Raw genomic sequence first — 18576 nt, forward strand, 5'->3', positions numbered from 1 at the left:
CGCTGTATCGAAAAAATTTTGGGGATACCCCGCGCTAGGGCGAAGCCATTTCCCTTGCAGGGCGCCAGGGGCAGCGCCCATTAGCTCGTTTTTCTGACTGAGCTTTTGACGTAGCGAAGGGATCGTTACCGAATGGCCGGGACGGCTCTTTGGCCCGTTGAGCGCAGCGAATAGAGCCCGATCCGCCGACAGGCGGATTAGCCTAGAAGCCAGATCGCAATCACTCCATTAAATCGCGCCGGTGTCTTCCCGAGTCGAGCCAAGAAGTGGATAAGATCATTAGCTGCGTTTTGGAGGGGCGGGTAGCGGCGCGCCTGACCGGCTGCCTGAACAGCAGCGGCCGTTGCGTATCACCGTGAAATGCGTCATTGCGAGGTCAATTCCGTTCGCGCGACGCAACCCGATGAATATTCGATCTGCATCGGAAGCACTTCACTTGCGGCGCAAAGTCCAGGGACGATCGGAAAGAGGGTCGACGTCCGGCAAGCCACGTCGATGCTGTGGCCGATGACCGCCTCGCCGACGTCAATCCAACGTCATGACCGCATCGAGCGCGCCGCCGACCATCGCGCGCAGCGTCGGCTCGATAGCGTCGGCTTTTTCCGGCAGATACACGAACGGCGGCGCTTCATCCATATACGCGGACTGGCACATTTCCAGTTGGACCGCGTGAATCCCGTCCTGCGGCGCGCCGTAATGGCGCGTGATAAAGCCGCCCTTGAAGCGCCCGTTCGCGACCCACGTGTAATCGCTTTGCGCGGCCGCATCCGTCACCGCCCTCGTCACCGATTCCGCCGCCGTCCTCCCATCCTGCGTGCCGATGTTCAGGTCTGGCAGCTTGCCGTCGAAAAGACGCGGCAGCACGCTCGCGATCGAGTGCCCTTCCCACAGCAGCACGTTCGCATGCAGCTCGCGCAGACGCGCAAGCTCGGCGGCGATCGCATCGTGATACGGCTGCCAGTACGCTGCAACGCGACGCTGCTTTTCGGCGGCATCGGGAGCGCAGCCTTCGCGATTCACCGACTCGCCGCGAAACGTCAGATCGGGGCACAGGCCGGTCGTCGTCTGTCCCGGATACAGGCTTTCATCGGACGATGGCCGGTTCAGGTCTATCACATAGCGCGACACGCGCGCGCCGAGAATCGTCGCGCCAAGTTCCCGCGCGAACGCGTAGAGCCGGTCCAGATGCCAGTCGGTATCGGCGACCGTCAGCGCGATATCCGTGTATTGCCCGCGCAAATCGCCGGGAATCGTCGTGCCGAGATGCGGGATCGAAAGCAGGAGCGGCGCATCGCCGCGCTGCAGCGTATAGAGATCGTCCATGAGAGAAGTCGTCAGCAAGGAAAGGAAGTCATAACAGCGCATGGTCCGGCAGCGTCGGCACGGCGCGCATGACTGCCGGGCGAATCAGGTGATCGAGCACGCGGCGCGTGAGCGTGACGGTTTCATCGACGAAATCGTCCCACTCGCCTTGCCGATGCAGCACGAAAAACTCGCGCCGCGCGAGGCGCCCTTCGGGCAGCGGCAAGACGGCGATCTCCTCGAGATAATGCCGCGCCTGCCACAGGCACAACGGCGTCGAAATGGCGAAGCCCAGTTTCGCGCTGACGAGACTGAGCAGCGGATCGGTGGCGTCGAACTCGTATCGACGCGGACTGTCGATGCCAAGATGCCGCGCGAAGCGATCGACCTGCTGACCGATGACCGAGCGCGCCGTATAGCGGATGAGCGGCAGTTCATTGGCGAGCGCGCGCCACGCCGATGGATCGTGCGAAAGCGCCTCGCGTTCCTCGAACCATCCGCGCGACACCACGGCGACGAACGCCTCCGAGAACAACGGCACCTCGACGATGCGCGTATCGCTCAGCGCCGTCTGCGTACACACGACGACATCGACTTCGCGCGCGTGCATCTGCGCCGATAAACCGGGCGTCAGACCCGACCACAATGCGATCTGCCGTGCGGGGCCGGACATCGCGCGGATCAGTTCGGGGCCGACGGTCGCCGCGAACGAATCCACGCAACCGAGCCGCAAGGGCAACGCAAGCGCGAGCGACGCATCGCCGATGCGCGCGCTTACCCGCTGCGCGTGATCGAGCAGCGGACCGGCGAGTTCGAGCAGCGCGAGCCCCGCGCGATTCGGACGCGGCGGACGGCTGTCGCGATCGAAAAAACCCGCGCCCTGCTCGCGCTCCAGCGCCGCGATCGACTGGCTGACCGCGCTCTGGCTCAGACCGAGGCGGCGCGCCGCCGCCGTCATCGAGCCGGTCTCGCAGACCGCGACGAACGCCTGCAGCGCGCGCAGGTCGAGCGGAGTTGGGATGCGTCTCATCGAAGCTCCGTGATTCTGCCTATTCATGGCGGGCATGAGCGGTGCCCATCATGCATTCATCGGATGCGCGCGGTCGCATCATCAGCGAACCGGCGGGAACGAGCATCAGTTTGCCTTATGCAAAATGGTTGCGCGATGTCCGACATATCTCGGGCGCGTCGTTTTAGTGACAACAGATGTCGAGTTTGTGTTGGTTAAACCGATTTTGGCCCGGTACATTCGACCAACGCTGGCATCGGGATGCGCGGGAGGCCGCAGTGGATACGCTGGTTTTCGTCTGGAATAACGCGGCATCGATCGGGCACATGCTGGTCGATCACGTGCTGCTCGTGCTGGCGGGGGTCGGCTGCGCGATCGTCACGGGCGTCGCGCTCGGCATCGTCATCACGCTCAACGAGCGCCTCGCGCGCGTCGTGCTCTATACGGCTGCGATGCTGATGACGATTCCGTCGATCGCGCTCTTCGGCCTGCTGATTCCGGTGCTGTCGCTGATCGGCCAGGGCATCGGCTTTCTGCCCGCCGCCATCGCGCTCTTTCTCTATTCGCAGTTGCCGATCCTGCGCAACACCTACGCGGCGATTCGCAATCTCGATCCCGCGCTGCGCGAGGCCGCGCTCGGCATGGGCATGACGCCGTGGCAGCGGCTCCATCGCGTCGAAATGCCGATCGCCGTGCCGATCATCATGGCGGGCGTGCGCATGGCCGTGGTGATGAACATCGGCATCGCGGCGATTGCGACGTATATCGGCGCGGGCGGGCTCGGGCGGCTCATCAGTCGCGGCATTTCGCAGTCGGACCCGCGTCAGCTCGTCGCGGGCGCGGTGATCGTCGCACTGCTCGCGATCCTCGCCGATCTCGGCCTCGCCGCGCTGCAATGGCGTCTCACGCCGCAAGGCATGCGGCCGCGCCGCGCGCGTTTTCTCTGGCGGCGCAGCGCGCCCTTTACCAGCACGGCGGTCCAATCGGCGGAGGCACGATGATCGATCTTCGGAACCTGACGAAGCGCTTCGAATCGCGCGGCGCGAAGCCGGTCGTCGACGATATCTCCATGACCGTCGAGGAAGGCGAACTGTGCGTGCTGCTCGGACCGTCCGGCTGCGGCAAGACCACGACGCTCAAGATGATCAACCGCCTCGTGCAGCCGACCTCGGGCCGGATCCTGATCGGCGGCGCCGATACCGCGGGCTTCGATATCGTCGAGCTGCGGCGGCGTATCGGCTACGCGATCCAGCAGGTCGGCCTGTTTCCGAACATGACCGTCGCGGAGAACATCGGGCTCGTGCCGCAGATGCTCGGCTGGGACAAGCCGCGCATTCGCGCGCGCACGGAAACGCTGCTCGCGATGGTCTCGCTCCATCCGGCGACCTACATGCCCGCGTATCCGCGCGATCTATCAGGCGGGCAGCAGCAGCGCGTCGGCGTGGCGCGCGCGCTCGCCGCCGATCCGCCGGTCATGTTGATGGACGAGCCCTTCGGCGCGATCGATCCGATCAACCGCGCCTCGATTCAGGACGAGTTCCGCCACATTCAGAAGAGCCTCAGGAAGACCGTGATGTTTGTGAGCCACGATATCGACGAGGCCATGAAAATGGGCGACAAGGTCGCGATTTTCCGCGACGGCAAGATCGAACAGATGGCGAGTCCGGACGAACTGCTCGCGCGTCCGGCGAGCGCGTTCGTCGCGGATTTCGTCGGCGCCGACCGCGCGTTAAAGCGTCTGCGCCTGATGCGCGCGGCCGATGCGGCGCTGGAACCAGCGCGCGTCGCCCGCTGCGGTTTTCCGAGCGCGGATGCGCGTGCGCTGCTGCGCAACCATCTCGCCGATACGCTCGTCGTGCTCGATGCGCAAGACAAGCCTGTCGGCCATGTCGGTCCGATGGAACTCGCCGCCGGCGGCGCGACGCTCGACGCCGCGCAAGTGCGCGCGCTGCCCGCGGTCGTGCGCGCGAGCGACGATCTGCGCTCGGTCATGTCCATGCTGCTCGCGCACGGCGCGAGCTGGCTGCCGGGCATCGACGCGGACGGACGCTTCATCGGTTACGTGACGCACGAACGCATCGCGTCGATGGCGCGCGGTGCGTGCGCGTCGGGCGAGGCGTCGCCGCACGCCATTGCGGCCGCGCCGCACGCCGCCGAACTCGCGATCGGAGCGGCGCGATGAACCCTCGCTGCGCGCGCATCCTGGCCGGCGCATCGATCGCGCTGCTCAGCGCATCGGCCCGCGCGGACAACTGGTTTGCATCGATCGGACAGTATCGCGCGGACATCGTATATCAGGCGGGCCAGCAGATGCTGATGGTGCTGATCGCGGGCGTCGCGGCGATTCTCGTCGCGGTTCCGGCGGGCATCTGGCTGAGCCGTCCCGGCAACGGCCGCGCCGCGCATTTCGTGATGTTTACGCTCAACGCGGGCCAGGCCGTGCCGAAACTCGCGATCCTCGCGCTCGCGATGAGCGTGCTTGGCATCGGTGCGAAGCCCGCGATTCTCGCGCTGTGGCTCGCCACGCTGCTGCCCATCGCGATGAACACCTACGAAGGCATCCGCGCCGTGCCGCCCGCGATGATCGAGGCGGCCAACGGCATCGGCATGACGCAATGGCAGATTCTGCGCAGGGTCGAACTGCCCAACGCGATGTTCGTGATTCTCGCGGGCGTGCGCACCGCGCTCGCGATCACGGTCGGTACCGCGCCGCTCGCATTTCTCGTCGGCGGCGGCGGGCTCGGCGAACTGATCTTCACTGGCATCGACCTCAACGATTTTCCGATGCTGCTTGCCGGCGCCATTCCGACCGCCCTGCTCGCGGTCGCCACCGACCTGTTCGTCGCGCAGCTTCAGCACTGGCTCGTGCCGCGCGGCGTCAGTCCTCAACGTTGAACCTCTCCCGGAACCGAAGCCAATGTTCAAGCCGCTTTTGTCACGCAAGCCGTGGTCGCGCCTCGTCGGCGCAACGTTCTTCGCGCTCGCCCTCGGCGCGTTCGGCGCGAGCCAGTCCGCGCGGGCGGCATCGACCATCACCGTCGGCGGGAAGAATTTCACGGAGCAGGTCCTGCTCGCGGAAATGACCACGGAACTGCTGAAGGCGAAGGGCTTCGATGTCGTGAAGAAGGACGGCATGGGCAGCACCGTGCTGCGTCAGGCGCAGGAGAACGGGCAAGTCGACGTGTACTGGGAATACACCGGCACGTCGCTCATCACCTACAACAAAGTGACCGACAAGCTCGATCCGCAGCAGACCTACGCGCGCGTGAAGGAACTCGATGCGCAGAAGGGACTCGTCTGGCTCGACCCTTCGAGAGCGAACGATACCTACGGCCTCGCGATGAACCGCGACGTCGCGCAGAAGCTCGGCATTGCGACGCTCAGCGATCTCGCGAAGGTGCTCAACAGCGGCAAGGAACTGACTTTCGCGTGCAATTCCGAATTCTACGCGCGACCCGACGGCCTGCGTCCGCTGGAGAAGGAATACGGCTTTCACTTCGAGCCGTCGCAGATCAAGCGGATGGATTCGGGCCTCACGTATCAGGCGCTGAAGGATCGTCAGGTCGACACCGCGCTCGTCTTTACGACCGATGGCCGCGTGCCCGCGTTCAACTTCATCGTACTGCGCGACGACAAGAACTTCTTCCCCGCTTACGCGCTGACGCCAGTCGTGCGCAAGGCGACGCTCGACGCCAATCCGAAGCTCGGAGAGATCCTCAACGCGCTGTCCGCCAAGCTGGACGACGCGACGATGGCGCGCCTGAACGCCGAAGTCGACGTGCAGAAGAAGTCGCTCAGCGATGTCTCGGGCGCTTTCCTCAAGTCCGCCGGTCTGCTCTGACCGAGGCGCGCGATGGAACCCTTGCTCGTCGCGGCGGCGCAGGTCGAAACGGTTGCCGGCGATCTCGCGGCGAACCTCGCATCGCATCGGCGGATGATTGAGAAGGCGGCCGCGCGCGGCGTGCGTCTGCTCGTGTTTCCCGAGTTGTCGCTCGCCGGACACGCGGCGGGCGAGCACGCGCTGAAGCTTGCTATCCCGCGCGCCGACCGCGCACTGCTCGAACTCGCACGCGACTGCATGCCGCTGTGCGCGGTCGTCGGCTTCATCGAGGAAGCGCCAGGTGCGTTGTTCTACAACAGCGTCGCGACGCTGCATGCCGGGCGAGTCGTGCACGTGCATCGAAAGATCGCGCTGGCGACGTATGGCCGCCTCGACGACGGCAAGTTCTACGGACACGGCGAACGCCTCGATCAGTTCGCCATGCCCGGCGATCCGCACTGGCGCGTCGCGACGCCGATCTGCGCCGACCTCTGGAGTCCCGCGCTGATGCATCGCCTCGCGCGCGACGGCGCGACGTTGTGCGCCGCGCCAGTGAGTTCCGCGATCGAAGCTGTCGGCAGCGAGTTCGACAATCCGCGCGGCTGGGACACCGTATTGCGCGCGCATGCGCTCGTCTACGGCTTGCCGATCGTGTTCGCGAATCGCGTCGGCCGGGAAGGTGCGCTGCATTTCTGGGGCGGCTCGCGCATCGTCGGTCCGCGCGGCGAAATCGTCGCGCAAAGCGAATCGCCGCGCGAGGAACTCGTCGTCGCATCGCTCGACTACGACGCCGTGCGCAACGCGCGTTTCGATCTGCCGACGGTGCGCGACGCCCGGGCCATCGATACGATTCTCGCGCAGGGTGCGCCCGGAAACGACATCGTGTCGGTTTCGTGATCGGGTTGGTCGTCTGCCTGTTGGCATGGACGAAATCGGCGGCAGACAATCGATTCAACTGATCGTTCGCACGGAGAGCATGACGATGATCGACCCGACGCGCGTGCGTGCCGCCCTCGCGCAGCGCCGCGACAATTTCTCGCTGCCGCAGCCGTTCTATACCGACGACACCTTTCACCAGCTCGATATCGACGCGGTCTTCAACGACGAATGGCTCTTCGCGTGCAACGGCTGCGAGTTGCCTGAGCCGGGCGATTATCTGACGCTCGAAATCGGTCCGACTTCGGTAATCGTGCTGCGCGATAACGACGGCGAGATTCGCGGGTTCTTCAACACGTGCCGGCATCGCGGATCGCGCATCTGTCTCGATGAAAAAGGCCATGCGCATCGCCTGACGTGCGCCTATCACCAATGGGTCTACGAACTCGACGGCTCGTTGCTGCATGCGCGGCAGATGCCCGTGGGCTTCGAGCGCGAAGCGTATGGCTTGCGGCCCGTGCATGTCGAAATCGTGTGCGGCATGGTCTATATCTGCCTCGCCGATACGCCGCCCGACATCGCGCGCTTTCGCGACGCCGTGACGCCGTACATCGCGCCACATCAGCCGTGGCGCACGAAAGTCGCCGCCGTCTCGACGATGATCGAGGACGCGAACTGGAAGCTCGTGATCGAGAACAATCGCGAGTGCTATCACTGCGCGGGCAATCATCCCGAACTGCTCGCGACGCTGATCGAATTCGCCCTGCCCGACGATTCCGCCGGCTCGCGCGACTTCCGTTTGCTGATGGACGCGCAAGCCGCGAAGTGGGAACGACACGGCCTGCCGCACTTGCCCGCCGATGGCGGCGACGAGTTCCGCTGCATCCGGCTGCCATTTCATCGTGGCGCGGTGTCGTTCACGCCGGACGGATCGCCCGCGTGCGCGAAGCTGCTCGGCGATCTCACCGAACCCGACCTTGGTTCCGTGCGCATGTTCCGTGTGCCGAACAACTGGAATCACTTTCTCGCGGATCACATCATCCACTTCCGGATCCTGCCGCTGTCGGTCTCGCGCACGATGCTGCGCACGACCTGGCTCGTACATGAGGACGCAGTCGAAGGCGTCGATTACGACGTCGGCGAGCTGACATCCGTGTGGAACGCGACCAACACGCAGGACGCGCGGCTCGCGGCGAACAATCAGCTCGGCGTCGGGTCCGTCGGCTACACGCCGGGCCCCTATGCGCCTTCCGAATTCATGCTGCGCAACTTCACCAACTGGTACGCGAACAAGCTCGCGTCGTATCTCGACGGCACGCATGCGCATCGTTCGATTCAACTGAAGGTGTCGAATGGCTGACGTGCTGATCGAAGCGCAAACGCTTATCGTGTCCGACGAAGCGCAGGCGCGCACGCTCGAATGCATCGGCGTGCGCGATGAAGCGCCGGGCGTCAAGACCTTTTGCCTGCGCGATCCCCACGCCGACGGCGCGCGCCGCTTCGCGCCCGGTCAGGCGATGCTGCTCACGGTCGATATCGACGGCGTGCGTCACGACCGCACGTTTTCGATCGCGTCGTCGCCCGTCGAGCGCGACGTGCTCGAACTCACCATCAAGGCCCAGGCGGACGGCATCGTCACGCGCTGGCTGCACGAGAACCTGATGCCGGGAACGCGCATCGACGCGCGCTATCCGCTCGGCCGCTTCACGCTCGACGCAGCGAAGGCGGCGCCGCTTGCGTTCGTATCGGCGGGATCGGGCGCATCGCCGCTGATGTCGATGTTGCGCACGCTCGCGCATAGCCAGCCGGATGCGGATGTCGCGTGGCTGCACAGCGCGCGCAACGCCGCCAACATTCTTTTCGCCGATGAACTCGCGGCGCTTCAGTCGCGCATGCCGAATCTGAAGGTCAGCGTGTGGCTGAGCGCGCCCGCGCCGGGCTGGTTCGGCTTGCGCGGACGAATCGCGCGCGGCCCGCTCTGGGCGATCGCGCCCGACTTCGGACGCCGCACGGTGTATTGCTGCGGACCGGCGGGCTTCATGCAGAGCATCCGGCGGATTCACGCGGCCGAAGGCTCGCGGCGCGCGGCGTTTCATATCGAGCATTTCGGGCCCGTGCCTGTCGAGGTTTCGCAAACCGATGTCACGTCATCGCCGGATGCCGTTTATCACGCGACATTGGGCGATAAACGCTTCGACGTGCGCGCGGGCGAAACGCTGCTCGTCGCCGCGACGCGTCAGCAAGTCGTGATTCCGTGCGGCTGCGCGAGCGGCTTGTGCGGCACGTGCAAGGTGCGCCGCGTGTCGGGCGTCGTATCGATGCAGCACGCGGGCGGTTTATCGGCCGCCGAGGAGGCTCAGGGCTTCATTCTCGCGTGCTCCAGCCGTCCATCCACCGACGTCGAAATCGCCTTCCGATGATGAAGCCAACGCCGCCGCTGCACGACGACGCCAGCCGCTTCACGCACACGTTGCGCTTCGACATGCTGCCCGATGCCGTCGTACGCGATGCGCAGCGCCGTCTGCTCGACCTCTTCGCCGTCGCGGCGGCGGGCACATCGACGCGCATGTCGTCGATTGCGCTCGAACACGCGCTCGATTGCTTCGCGGCGGGCGGCACGCCGGCGCGCATGTTGTTCGACGGACGCATCGCGAGCGCGGCGGGAGCGGCCTTCGCGGGCGCGGCGACCATCGACAGTTTCGATGGACACGACGGCCACGCGCTCACCAAGGGGCACGTGGGCGTCACCGCGCTGCCCGCGCTGCTCGCGATGACCGAACGGGTGCCCGGCATGAGCGGGCGCGAGTTCATCGTGCAGACGGTGCTCGGCTACGAACTCGGCACGCGCGCGGGCATCTCGCTACATGCGACGAGCCGCGAATATCACACGTCGGGCGCGTGGAATGCGCTCGCGGCGGCGGCCATCGCGAGCCGCGCGCTCGGCTTCGACGTGCCGATGACGCGTCATGCGCTGGGCATCGCGGAGTACCACGGGCCGCGCTCGGACATGATGCGCTGCATCGATCATCCGACGATGCTGAAGGACGGCTCGTGCTGGGGCGCGCTCGCGGGCATCAGCGCGGCGCTGCTGGCCTCCCGTGGCTTCACCGGCGCGCCGGCGACGACCGTCGAACGCGACGCGCCCGCGATCTTTGCCGATCTCGGCGAGCGCTGGCTGATCCTCGAACAGTATGTGAAGCCGTATCCGGTATGCCGCTGGGCGCATCCGTCGATTGCGGCGGCGCTCGCGGTGCGCGCGCAGGCTGCCTTCGACGCGGACAACATCGAACGTGTGGAAATCGAAACGTTTCACGAAGCGAAGCGCTTGTGGTCCGACGCGCCGCGCACCACCGAGGAAGCGCAATACGGCGTGCTGTTTCCCGTCGCCGCCGCGTTGCTGCATGGCCGCGTGGATGCGGACACCATCGGCGATGAAGGGATCGTCGACTCCGCCGTGCGCGCGCTGCTGCCGCGCCTCGTCACACAGGAGCGCGCTGACTTCAACGCGGCGTTTCCCGCCGAGCGCTGGGCGCGTGTGACGGTCGAACTGCGCGATGGCCGGCGCTTGGACTCCGGCGCGATGCAGGCGAGCGGCGATCCCGCGCGCCCGATGACGCCTGAAGCCGAACGCGGCAAGTTCCGCGCGTTGACCGGCGCGCGCTTCGGCGCACGCTTCGCAAGCGAACTCGAAGCCGCTGTCGACGCGCTCGGCGAACCTCGCGCCAGCGCATCGCCGTTATGCGAACTCGTTCTGAACGCGCCCAACTTCACGCAATGAGAGTCTCGATGGACAACGAAACCATGCATACCCCGTTCTACGATCCCGCGTCCGTCGCGGGCAGGGCGCCGCCCGTCGATGAATCGGCCGATCTGCTGATCGTCGGCGCGGGTCCCGCGGGCATCGCGGCCGCGCTCGAAGCGGCCGGACGCGGCGTCAGCGTGACGCTCGTCGATGAAAACCCGGTGCCACTCGACACGATGGGCGAGGACGTGCCGCTGCACTTCGGCGGGCGCATGGGCGCTGTGGCCGGCAACGCCAACGCGATGCTCGAAGCCATGCTCGACGCGCGCCCCGAACTCGGCGATGCGCTGGAAGCGGGCGTCGACGTGAAGCTCGGCACGGCGGTCTGGGGCATCTTTCCGCACGGCCCGGCGAGCGCATGGATGGACACGCACGTTGCCGGTCTCGCCGATGCTTCGCGTACGTGGCTCATCGGCTTCAAACAGGTGATCGTCGCCTCAGGACGGCGCGACATGGGCCTCGCCTTCGACGGCTGGCAGCGTCCGGGCGTGATGGGCGCAAGCGCCGCGTGGCGGCTCGCCGTGCTCTACGGCGCACTAGATGCGCGCCGCGCCGTGCTGGTCGGCAGCGACACGCACGCGCTGAAGATTGCCGTCGATCTGATGGCGCGCGGCGTGCGGATCGTCGCGGTGATCGAACAGTCCGATGCGATCGTCGGCGATGCCGCCCTTGCGTCGCAACTCGAAGCGGGTGGCGCGCGCCTGCTCACGCGGCACGTCGTGCGGCACGCGCGCGGCGATGCGTACGGCGTCACTTCAGTCGAAGCGGCGTCGCCCCAGGCGGACACATCGGTCACGTTCGAATGCGATACGGTGCTGCTCGGCATAGCCGCGCTGCCCGCGATCGAACTGCTCGAAGCGGCCGGCTGCGCTACGACATTCGATGCCGCGCGCGGCGGTCACGTCGCCAATGTCGATGCGCTGCAGCGCACGTCGCTGCCGTTCGCGTATGCGGCGGGCGACTGCGCGGGCGTGTGGGCATCGAAGAGCCGGGATGACGGCATTGCGCGGGAAGAAGGCCGGCGCGCGGCGCGTTCGGCGCTCGACGCTCCGGGCGTTCGCGGCACCGCGCCCGTCACGCAGCCCGACGCGCCCGCGCATGACATCGCCGCGTCGCGCGTGGCATGGGTGCGCGCAAGCGTGCTCGGCGCGGCGGGCGAGCCGTTCGTGTGCCAGTGCGAGGAAGTCACCGCGCGCGAAATTCTCGACGTGCGTCCACCGCGTTACCTCGACTGGCATCCCGCCGACGCGGCGCACGACACACGCGGCGTAGCCGGACTGGCACGCAGCGGCCCGCCGAATCCCGATGCGGTCAAGCGGCTCACCCGCGCCTGCATGGGCCCGTGTCAGGGCCGCCGATGCCGCGAACAAGTGGCGGCGCTGCTCGCGATCGGCTCCGGCTGCGCGCTGCCGCGCATTCCGCTCGCGACGTTCCGCGCGCCGGTGCGTCCGCTCGCGCTGCGGCAACTCGCCGACGTGGCCGAAGCCTCGTCAACCGGTTCGCATTGGGATAGCTGGTTCGGCATGGCGTCGCAATGGGTGCCGTTCTGGCGCGTCGATCCGCTGTATCGAGCGGGCACGCGGCAGACCGGAGAACCGGTGGCGAGCGAATAGCGGCATCGCTCCACGTCGCCATAACCAGGCCCATTACACGATCGAAGGCGCGCAAGCATGAACACATCGGCAGCAGACAAACTCAAGGGCGCATCGGTGGTCATCGTCGGCGGCGGCGTGACGGGGCTCTCCGCGGGATGGTGGCTCGCGCGCGAGGGCATCGACGTGCTCGTGCTCGAAGCGGGCATGATCGGCTGGGGCGCGTCGGGACGTAACGGCGGCGGCTGCTCGCATCATCACAGCCCGCTCTTCATGGAAGAGCAACGACTCTGGCCGATGATGGACGACCTGCTCGGCTATCCCACGGAGTTTCGCAGCGAGCGCATCCGCATTGCGCTCGACGAGCATCAGTTCACGCTGTATCGCCGGGCGCTGGAAAACGGCGAGCATCACGGCCTGCGCTCCGACGTGCTGGATGCAAGGCAGGTGCGCGAACTCGTGCCGCTCGCGGGCGACAACGTGTATGCCGGTTATTTCTATCACTTCGGCGGACATGCAAATCCGCATCGCACGTTGCAGGCTTATGCGTGGTCGATGGAAGATCACGGTGCGCGCATCCTGCAACATACGCCGGTGACAGGCTTCGTCACGCAAGGCGGGCGCGTGAGCGCCGTGCAGACGCCGAACGGAGAATTCGCCTGCGATCATCTCGTGATCGCGGCCGGCCCGCATACGGGCGTGCTTGCGGCGCGACTCGGCATCGACGTGCCGCTCGCGGCGGCGCGCGCGGAGATGATCGTCACCGAGCCGCTTCCGCTGATGCCGCTCGGCGGCGTCGACGGCAACGGCCTCTACGGACGGCAGACGCTGCGCGGCAATCTCGCGTTCGGCGGCGGTCCGCACGAATGGATCCGGCTCGATGACGTGCGCAACGTGCGTGCACCTTCAACGCCGCTTCAATGCAGCATCGCCGCACGGCTCGCGGCGCTGCTGCCGAAGGCCGCGCACGCGAAGGTCATCCGCAGCTGGGCGGGCTATATCGAGAACACGCCGGATGGACGGCCCGTCATCGACCGTCCGGCTGCGCAAGAGAACGTGACGGTCGCGACCTTATCGAGCGTGGGCTTCGGCCTGTCGCCGGCGAGCGGCCGCGCGGTCCGCGATCTGGTCGTCGACGGGCGATGCGGATTCGCGGATCTGTCGTCCCTGTCGCTCGCGCGCTTTGCGCTTCTCGAACCGGACTGGCGCGAACTGCAAGGCTGGCTGCCGCTGCCGCTGCGAGCCCCGGCGCCGGTGCTCGAAACCGCATAAGCGCGTCATGATCTCGGCTGCGCCGCGCGCAACTCCGTCGGACTGATGCCGTACGCGCGACGCACCCAGCGCGCCAGATGCGAAGGCGACGCGAATCCCGTCGCCACGGCGACATCGGCGACGGGCACGCTCGAATAGGTCAACATGTCGTGCGCGCGCTCCAGTCGCAACTGCACGTAATAGCGCGCGGGCGTCGCGTTCAGATGCCGCAGGAACAGACGCTCCATTTGCCTCGACGTCATCCCGATGGCCGAGCCGATATCGTTGATCTGCAACGGCGTCTCGACATGCGCGCGCATCATTTCAATGGCCCGGCGGATGCCGCGCGGCAAGCTCGCGTGATTCCGGTCGCGCCAGCCGCGCTGATCGTCGGCGGTGTCGCGCATGCGTTCGTGGTGAAACTGATTGGCGACCCGCACCGCGAGATCGCTGCCCTGCTGCGTCTTGATGAGATGCAGCATCATGTCCATCGCGGCGATGCCGCCCGAGCACGTCATGCGGTCGCGATCGATCTCGAACAGCTTGCTGCTGCATAACAGATCGGGAAACGCCTCCGTGAACGCGGGGAGATTTTCCCAGTGGATCGTGCAATGGTAGCCGTCGAGCAAGCCCGCGAGCGCGAGCAGATAGGTCGCCGTCGAAAGCGAACCGATGACCGCCTGCGTGCGCGCCGCGCGCTTCAACGCCGCGACGAAGGCCGGTTCGAGAGCGGGCGCGAGACGCAAGCCGCCGCAGACGAACACGTAATCGGCGTACTTGTACACGTCGTCGAACGGGTGCGCCGCGAGCGCAATGCCGCTCGACGAGTGCACCGGCTCGCCGTCGAGACTCGCGAGCGCCCAGTCGTAAAGCGTGTCGCCCGCGAGGCGATTGGCCGAGCGCAGCGGCTCGATGGCGGACGACAGGCTCATCATCGACAAGCCGTCCGCGAGCAGAAACACGAACCGGCGCGGCCCGGCATCGGACGAACGAGAGTGAGAGATCAAAGCGCGGCGCGTGAGATGGACGGATAAAAACCTCCGCGTAAGCGAAGGCGCCTTTTTCAATGCGTGTGCCCGTCATTATCGCCGCGAAAATACCCGTGCGAACAGAGCGCGGCGAGGCCTTTACGGCAGAATGGACGCGGGAGGAAACCATGCGAAACACTTTCGTCGGGGTAGACCTGCGTGCATTGCAGGCGTTCGTCGCGGTCTGCGAAACGCGTTCGATGACCGAGGCCGCGCGCGTGCTGGGCGTCACGCAAAGCGCGGTGAGCCAGCTCATCGCCGCACTGGAACGCGAACAGGGCGTGGCGCTGTTCGATCGCGAGTTCAGGCCGGTGCGGCCCAACGCGGCGGGCCGCATTCTGCTCGAACAGGCGGGTGGGCTGCTCGAACATGCGCAGGCGGTTTCGCATAACGTGCGCAACGCGACGAGCGAAGGCGTGCCGAGCCTGCGCATCGGCTGCGTGGATTCGTTCGCGGCGAGCGTCGGGCCGCATCTCGTGCAGCGCCTGTCCGATCGCATGAAGACCCTTTCGATGTGGTCCGGCCTCACGCCGACGCTCAGCGAACAACTCGCCAATCGCGAACTCGATCTCGCCATCTGCACCGAAGCGACGCTCGATCCGCGCCGCGTCGAATTGCGTCCGCTGTTCTCGGAGACATTCGTCGCCGTTGCGCCGAAAACGTTCGGCGCGGGCCGCAAGCCGTGCGACTTCCACGACGTCGTGCGCGAACTGCCGCTGTTGCGTTACACGGGACGCTCGCTGATCGGCCAACAGGTCGAGCGGCTCGTCAAGCACATGAACTTCCATGCACCCAACCGCTACGAGTTCGACGACACCGATCCGCTGCTCAGCCTCGTTGCGTCCGGTTTCGGCTGCGCGATCACATCGCCGCTGTGTCTGTGGCAATCGCGCGCGCATCTGCCGGACGTGACGGTCGTTCCGCTGCCCGCCACGCGCATCGGACATCGACACTTCTACATTCTAACGCGCCGCTCCGAATGGTCCGCGATGGCCGATGCCGTGTCGCGCGAGTCCATCGCGGTCGCGCGCGACGTGATCGCGCCGGGATTGCTTGCCGCCCTGCCCGGCATGCCCGCCGAACTCTTCGACGTCTACGCGCATGACTACGATGCGCAAGGCGCAGCATGGAATTAGCGGAACTGCTTCAAAACATAAGAGTTTCTGATTCGGTCAGATAGCTTAATGACCGGGCGAGGTTCGCTACTACCATCGCAAACAGACCGCCGGACCCACCTCTCATTCAGACAGGGCATAACGATGACAAGCAATCGCCGTACATTTCTGAAGCAGGCATCCTGGATCGGCGCGGCTGCGGCCACGGCGGGTCTCAGCGCGGGATTCGCGCCGCTCGCGCGCGCGGCAACGACGGTGAACTACGGCGGCTCGGCGTGGCTCGGCCACTACGCGGCGTATGTCGCGATGAAGACCGATATCTTCACGAAGCTCGGCATTGACTGCCGCTGGCAATCGTTCTCGACGTCCTCGGCGCGCATGGGCGCGGTGATGGCGGGCAATATCGATATCGCGGGCACGGGCGTCGTCTCGGCGCTCGCGCTGATGGCCAACGGCGCGAAGCAGTTTCAACTCATCTCCACGCCCAATAACTTCGGCAAGTCCGAAGGGCTGCTCGTGCGCAGCAACGTGAAGTCGCTCGCGGATCTCAAGGGCAAGAAGATCGGCGTCACGTATGCTTCGAGTTCACATGTGCTGCTGCTCGACGTGCTGCGTCAGGCCAACATGGACTCGGCCAGGGACGTGAGCATCATCAATCTGCCCGCGAACGAACTGCTCACCGCTTATCGCGGCAATCAGATCGATGCCGCCGCCGCATGGACGCCGACCTTCGACCGCATCAAGGCGCTGCCCGACACCAAGCTCCTGCTCGACGATTCGTCGTTCTCGCTCTACAAGCAGTATCAATTGACGCCGGGACCGGACGTGCTGCTGGTGCGCACGGCGTTCGCGAGCGCGCATCCTGAGGTGCCGAAGGCCTTTCTGCAAGGCATCGCGCAGGCCAGCGACATGATGACGCAAAGTCCCGAAAAGGCGGCGCCCATTCTGATGACGCTCACGAATCTGTCCGAAGACGAGCAACTGGCGATCCTCAAGCAGACGCAGTGGTATTCGCACGCGCAGCAGAAAGCGATTTTCGTGAGCAGTGGCGGCAAGCCGGGACCGTTCGTCGATGGCGTGCAGAAGCTCGCCGACATGCTCGTCGATCTCAAGCAGATCGATCAGTCGCCGAAGGTGGTGGACTGGATCAACGCAACTTATCTGTGAGCCTCCACGGATGGCATCGAATCGCAAATGGGCGGGCGGTGGCCTGCTCGTCGTCAGCGCGTGTTCGCTGATCGGATTTTTGCTGCTGTGGGAACTCGTGTGCCGCGCGGGTCTCGTCGATGCGGTCTTTCTGCCCGCGCCATCGCAAGTGCTGGCACGCGGCATCCGCATGTGGAATCAGCATTCGCTCGTCGACAACGTGATCGCGTCCACGCGCCGCGTGATGGTTGGCTTTCTCACGGCGGCCGTCGTATCGATACCGCTCGGCATCATGCTCGGCACGTCGCGCGTGGCGCGCGCGGTGTTCGATCCCCTGCTGTCGTTCCTGCGACCGCTGCCGTCAATGAGCTGGATTCCGCTTTCGCTCCTTTGGTTCGGCATTACCGAAACGCAGAAGTACAGCATCGTGTTCATGGGCTCGTTCGCGCCCGCACTGCTGTATGTGATCGACGCGACGCGCAGCATCGATCCGATCTTCATTCGCGCGGCGCGCAATCTCGGCGCGAACCGCTGGCAGGTCATGTTCGAAGTCATTCTGCCCGGCTGCATTCCGCAGATTCTGTCGGGCATGAAGGTGATTCTCGGACTCGCGTGGACTTGCGTGATCTCGGCCGAACTCGTCGCGGCGCAACAAGGTCTCGGCTTCATGATCATGAACGGACGCGAGTTCTTCCAGACCGATACCGTCGTGCTCGGCATGGTGCTCATCAGCATCACGGTGCTTGTGACGGATGCCGTGTTCCGGCTCATCGAACGCGGAGTGCTGTCATGGCAACGATGAATCACCCGATGATCCGGCTCGAAGGCGTCGCGAAGAGTTATGGCGCGTTGCAGGTGTTGAAGGAAGTCGATCTCGATATCGCGAAGGGCGAGTTCGTCGTGCTGCTCGGCGCGTCGGGCTGCGGCAAATCGACGATGCTCAACATGATCTCCGGCTTCGAGCATCCGACGCAGGGCCGCGTGCTCGTCAACGGCAAGACCGTGAAGGATGTCGAACCCGCATGCGGCATGGTATTTCAGCAGTACGCGCTCTTTCCATGGAAGACGGTGAGCGAGAACGTCGCGTTCGGGCTGAAGATGCGCGGCGTCGGCAAGGCGGAAAGGCGCGAGGCGGCGCGGCGTCATATTGAAGCCGTCGGACTGAAGGGCTTCGAGGACAGCTATCCCGGCAAGTTGTCGGGCGGTATGAAGCAGCGCGTATCGATCGCGCGCGTGCTCGCCAACGATCCGGACGTCATGCTGCTCGACGAACCCTTCGCCGCGCTTGACGCGATGACGCGGCAAGTGCTGCAGGAACAACTGCTGTCGCTCTATGAAAAGAGCGGCAAGACCATCGTCTTCATCACGCATTCCATCGACGAAGCGCTGATGCTTTCCACTCGCATGATCGTGATGGGCGCGAAGCCGGGGCGCATCGTGCAGGATATCCGCAACGATCTGCCGCTGCCGCGCAGCGCCGAAGTGCAGCTCTCGCCCGCGTATCTGGAGATGAAGAAATCGATCTGGGAAACGGTGCAGGCCGAAGTCATGAAGGGACTCGAAGGCGCTGTCTGATATCGCTTCTGCTTAACATCGTTTTCGCTTATGGATGCGGCGTTGCATCAGCGAAGCGGC

General features: G+C 65.6%; 17 protein-coding genes. 14 read left to right on the top strand and 3 right to left on the bottom strand.

Annotated features, from left to right (window positions below; translation table 11 throughout):
- Positions 1–525: 525 nt before the first annotated feature.
- Both hutG and NCT05_RS35730 read right to left on the bottom strand, forming a co-directional pair.
- The gene (gene hutG / locus NCT05_RS35725) at positions 526–1323 is read right to left on the bottom strand and encodes an N-formylglutamate deformylase (protein WP_250504603.1); all 798 of its coding nucleotides are present in this window, start codon (positions 1321–1323) and stop codon (positions 526–528) included.
- 28 nt (positions 1324–1351) lie between these two features.
- Positions 1352–2332, bottom strand: coding sequence for a LysR family transcriptional regulator (locus NCT05_RS35730; protein ID WP_250504604.1), 981 nt, complete (start codon positions 2330–2332; stop codon positions 1352–1354).
- A gap of 257 nt (positions 2333–2589) precedes the next feature.
- On the opposite strand from NCT05_RS35730, the gene NCT05_RS35735 reads away from it, so the two are divergent.
- The 10 genes from NCT05_RS35735 to NCT05_RS35780 all read left to right on the top strand — a co-directional run bounded on the left by NCT05_RS35735 (position 2590) and on the right by NCT05_RS35780 (position 13673).
- A complete protein-coding gene (locus NCT05_RS35735; protein ID WP_250504605.1) occupies positions 2590–3312 on the top strand; it encodes an ABC transporter permease in 723 nt (240 codons plus the stop codon).
- Positions 3309–4493: an ABC transporter ATP-binding protein gene (locus NCT05_RS35740; RefSeq protein ID WP_250504606.1), complete on the top strand. Its 1185-nt coding sequence runs from the start codon at positions 3309–3311 to the stop codon at positions 4491–4493. Before NCT05_RS35735 ends, NCT05_RS35740 begins: the two co-directional genes overlap by 4 nt.
- Complete coding sequence (locus tag NCT05_RS35745; RefSeq protein WP_250504607.1) at positions 4490–5206, top strand: ABC transporter permease; 717 nt, start codon at positions 4490–4492, stop codon at positions 5204–5206. The genes NCT05_RS35740 and NCT05_RS35745 overlap by 4 nt, the downstream gene beginning before the upstream one ends.
- A 22-nt stretch (positions 5207–5228) precedes the next feature.
- Positions 5229–6152, top strand: coding sequence for a glycine betaine ABC transporter substrate-binding protein (locus NCT05_RS35750; protein ID WP_250504608.1), 924 nt, complete (start codon positions 5229–5231; stop codon positions 6150–6152).
- A 12-nt stretch (positions 6153–6164) separates the two neighbouring features.
- Positions 6165–7028 (top strand): nitrilase-related carbon-nitrogen hydrolase, encoded by an 864-nt coding sequence (locus NCT05_RS35755; RefSeq protein WP_250504609.1) that lies wholly within the window; start codon positions 6165–6167, stop codon positions 7026–7028.
- Positions 7029–7107: 79 nt separating this feature from the next.
- Positions 7108–8367 carry an aromatic ring-hydroxylating oxygenase subunit alpha gene (locus NCT05_RS35760; RefSeq protein WP_250504610.1) on the top strand — a complete coding sequence of 420 codons (1260 nt, stop codon included), beginning with the start codon at positions 7108–7110 and terminating at the stop codon, positions 8365–8367.
- Entirely contained in the window at positions 8360–9427 is a 1068-nt protein-coding gene (locus NCT05_RS35765) for an FAD-binding oxidoreductase (RefSeq protein WP_250504611.1), read from the top strand. The genes NCT05_RS35760 and NCT05_RS35765 overlap by 8 nt, the downstream gene beginning before the upstream one ends.
- The gene (locus NCT05_RS35770) at positions 9424–10785 is read left to right on the top strand and encodes an MmgE/PrpD family protein (RefSeq protein WP_250504612.1); all 1362 of its coding nucleotides are present in this window, start codon (positions 9424–9426) and stop codon (positions 10783–10785) included. Before NCT05_RS35765 ends, NCT05_RS35770 begins: the two co-directional genes overlap by 4 nt.
- Positions 10786–10793: 8 nt before the next feature.
- Entirely contained in the window at positions 10794–12422 is a 1629-nt protein-coding gene (locus NCT05_RS35775; RefSeq protein WP_250504613.1) for an FAD/NAD(P)-dependent oxidoreductase, read from the top strand.
- 57 nt (positions 12423–12479) lie between these two features.
- Positions 12480–13673: an NAD(P)/FAD-dependent oxidoreductase gene (locus NCT05_RS35780; RefSeq protein ID WP_250504614.1), complete on the top strand. Its 1194-nt coding sequence runs from the start codon at positions 12480–12482 to the stop codon at positions 13671–13673.
- Positions 13674–13678: 5 nt separating this feature from the next.
- Here the strand turns inward: NCT05_RS35780 and NCT05_RS35785 are convergent, their stop codons facing one another.
- Positions 13679–14659: a GlxA family transcriptional regulator gene (locus NCT05_RS35785; protein ID WP_250504615.1), complete on the bottom strand. Its 981-nt coding sequence runs from the start codon at positions 14657–14659 to the stop codon at positions 13679–13681.
- Positions 14660–14808: 149 nt separating this feature from the next.
- On the opposite strand from NCT05_RS35785, the gene NCT05_RS35790 reads away from it, so the two are divergent.
- From NCT05_RS35790 to NCT05_RS35805, 4 genes are all read left to right on the top strand, one after another.
- Positions 14809–15816 (top strand): LysR family transcriptional regulator, encoded by a 1008-nt coding sequence (locus tag NCT05_RS35790; RefSeq protein ID WP_250504616.1) that lies wholly within the window; start codon positions 14809–14811, stop codon positions 15814–15816.
- Between the two features lie 123 nt (positions 15817–15939).
- Positions 15940–16962: an ABC transporter substrate-binding protein gene (locus NCT05_RS35795; RefSeq protein ID WP_250504617.1), complete on the top strand. Its 1023-nt coding sequence runs from the start codon at positions 15940–15942 to the stop codon at positions 16960–16962.
- A gap of 10 nt (positions 16963–16972) precedes the next feature.
- Positions 16973–17743, top strand: a complete 771-nt coding sequence (locus NCT05_RS35800) for an ABC transporter permease (RefSeq protein WP_250504618.1) — start codon at positions 16973–16975, stop codon at positions 17741–17743.
- Positions 17731–18516, top strand: a complete 786-nt coding sequence (locus tag NCT05_RS35805; RefSeq protein ID WP_250504619.1) for an ABC transporter ATP-binding protein — start codon at positions 17731–17733, stop codon at positions 18514–18516. The genes NCT05_RS35800 and NCT05_RS35805 overlap by 13 nt, the downstream gene beginning before the upstream one ends.
- Positions 18517–18576 lie beyond the last annotated feature (60 nt).

It is taken from the genome of Caballeronia sp. AZ7_KS35 (assembly GCF_023631045.1).
Taxonomy (GTDB): domain Bacteria; phylum Pseudomonadota; class Gammaproteobacteria; order Burkholderiales; family Burkholderiaceae; genus Caballeronia; species Caballeronia zhejiangensis.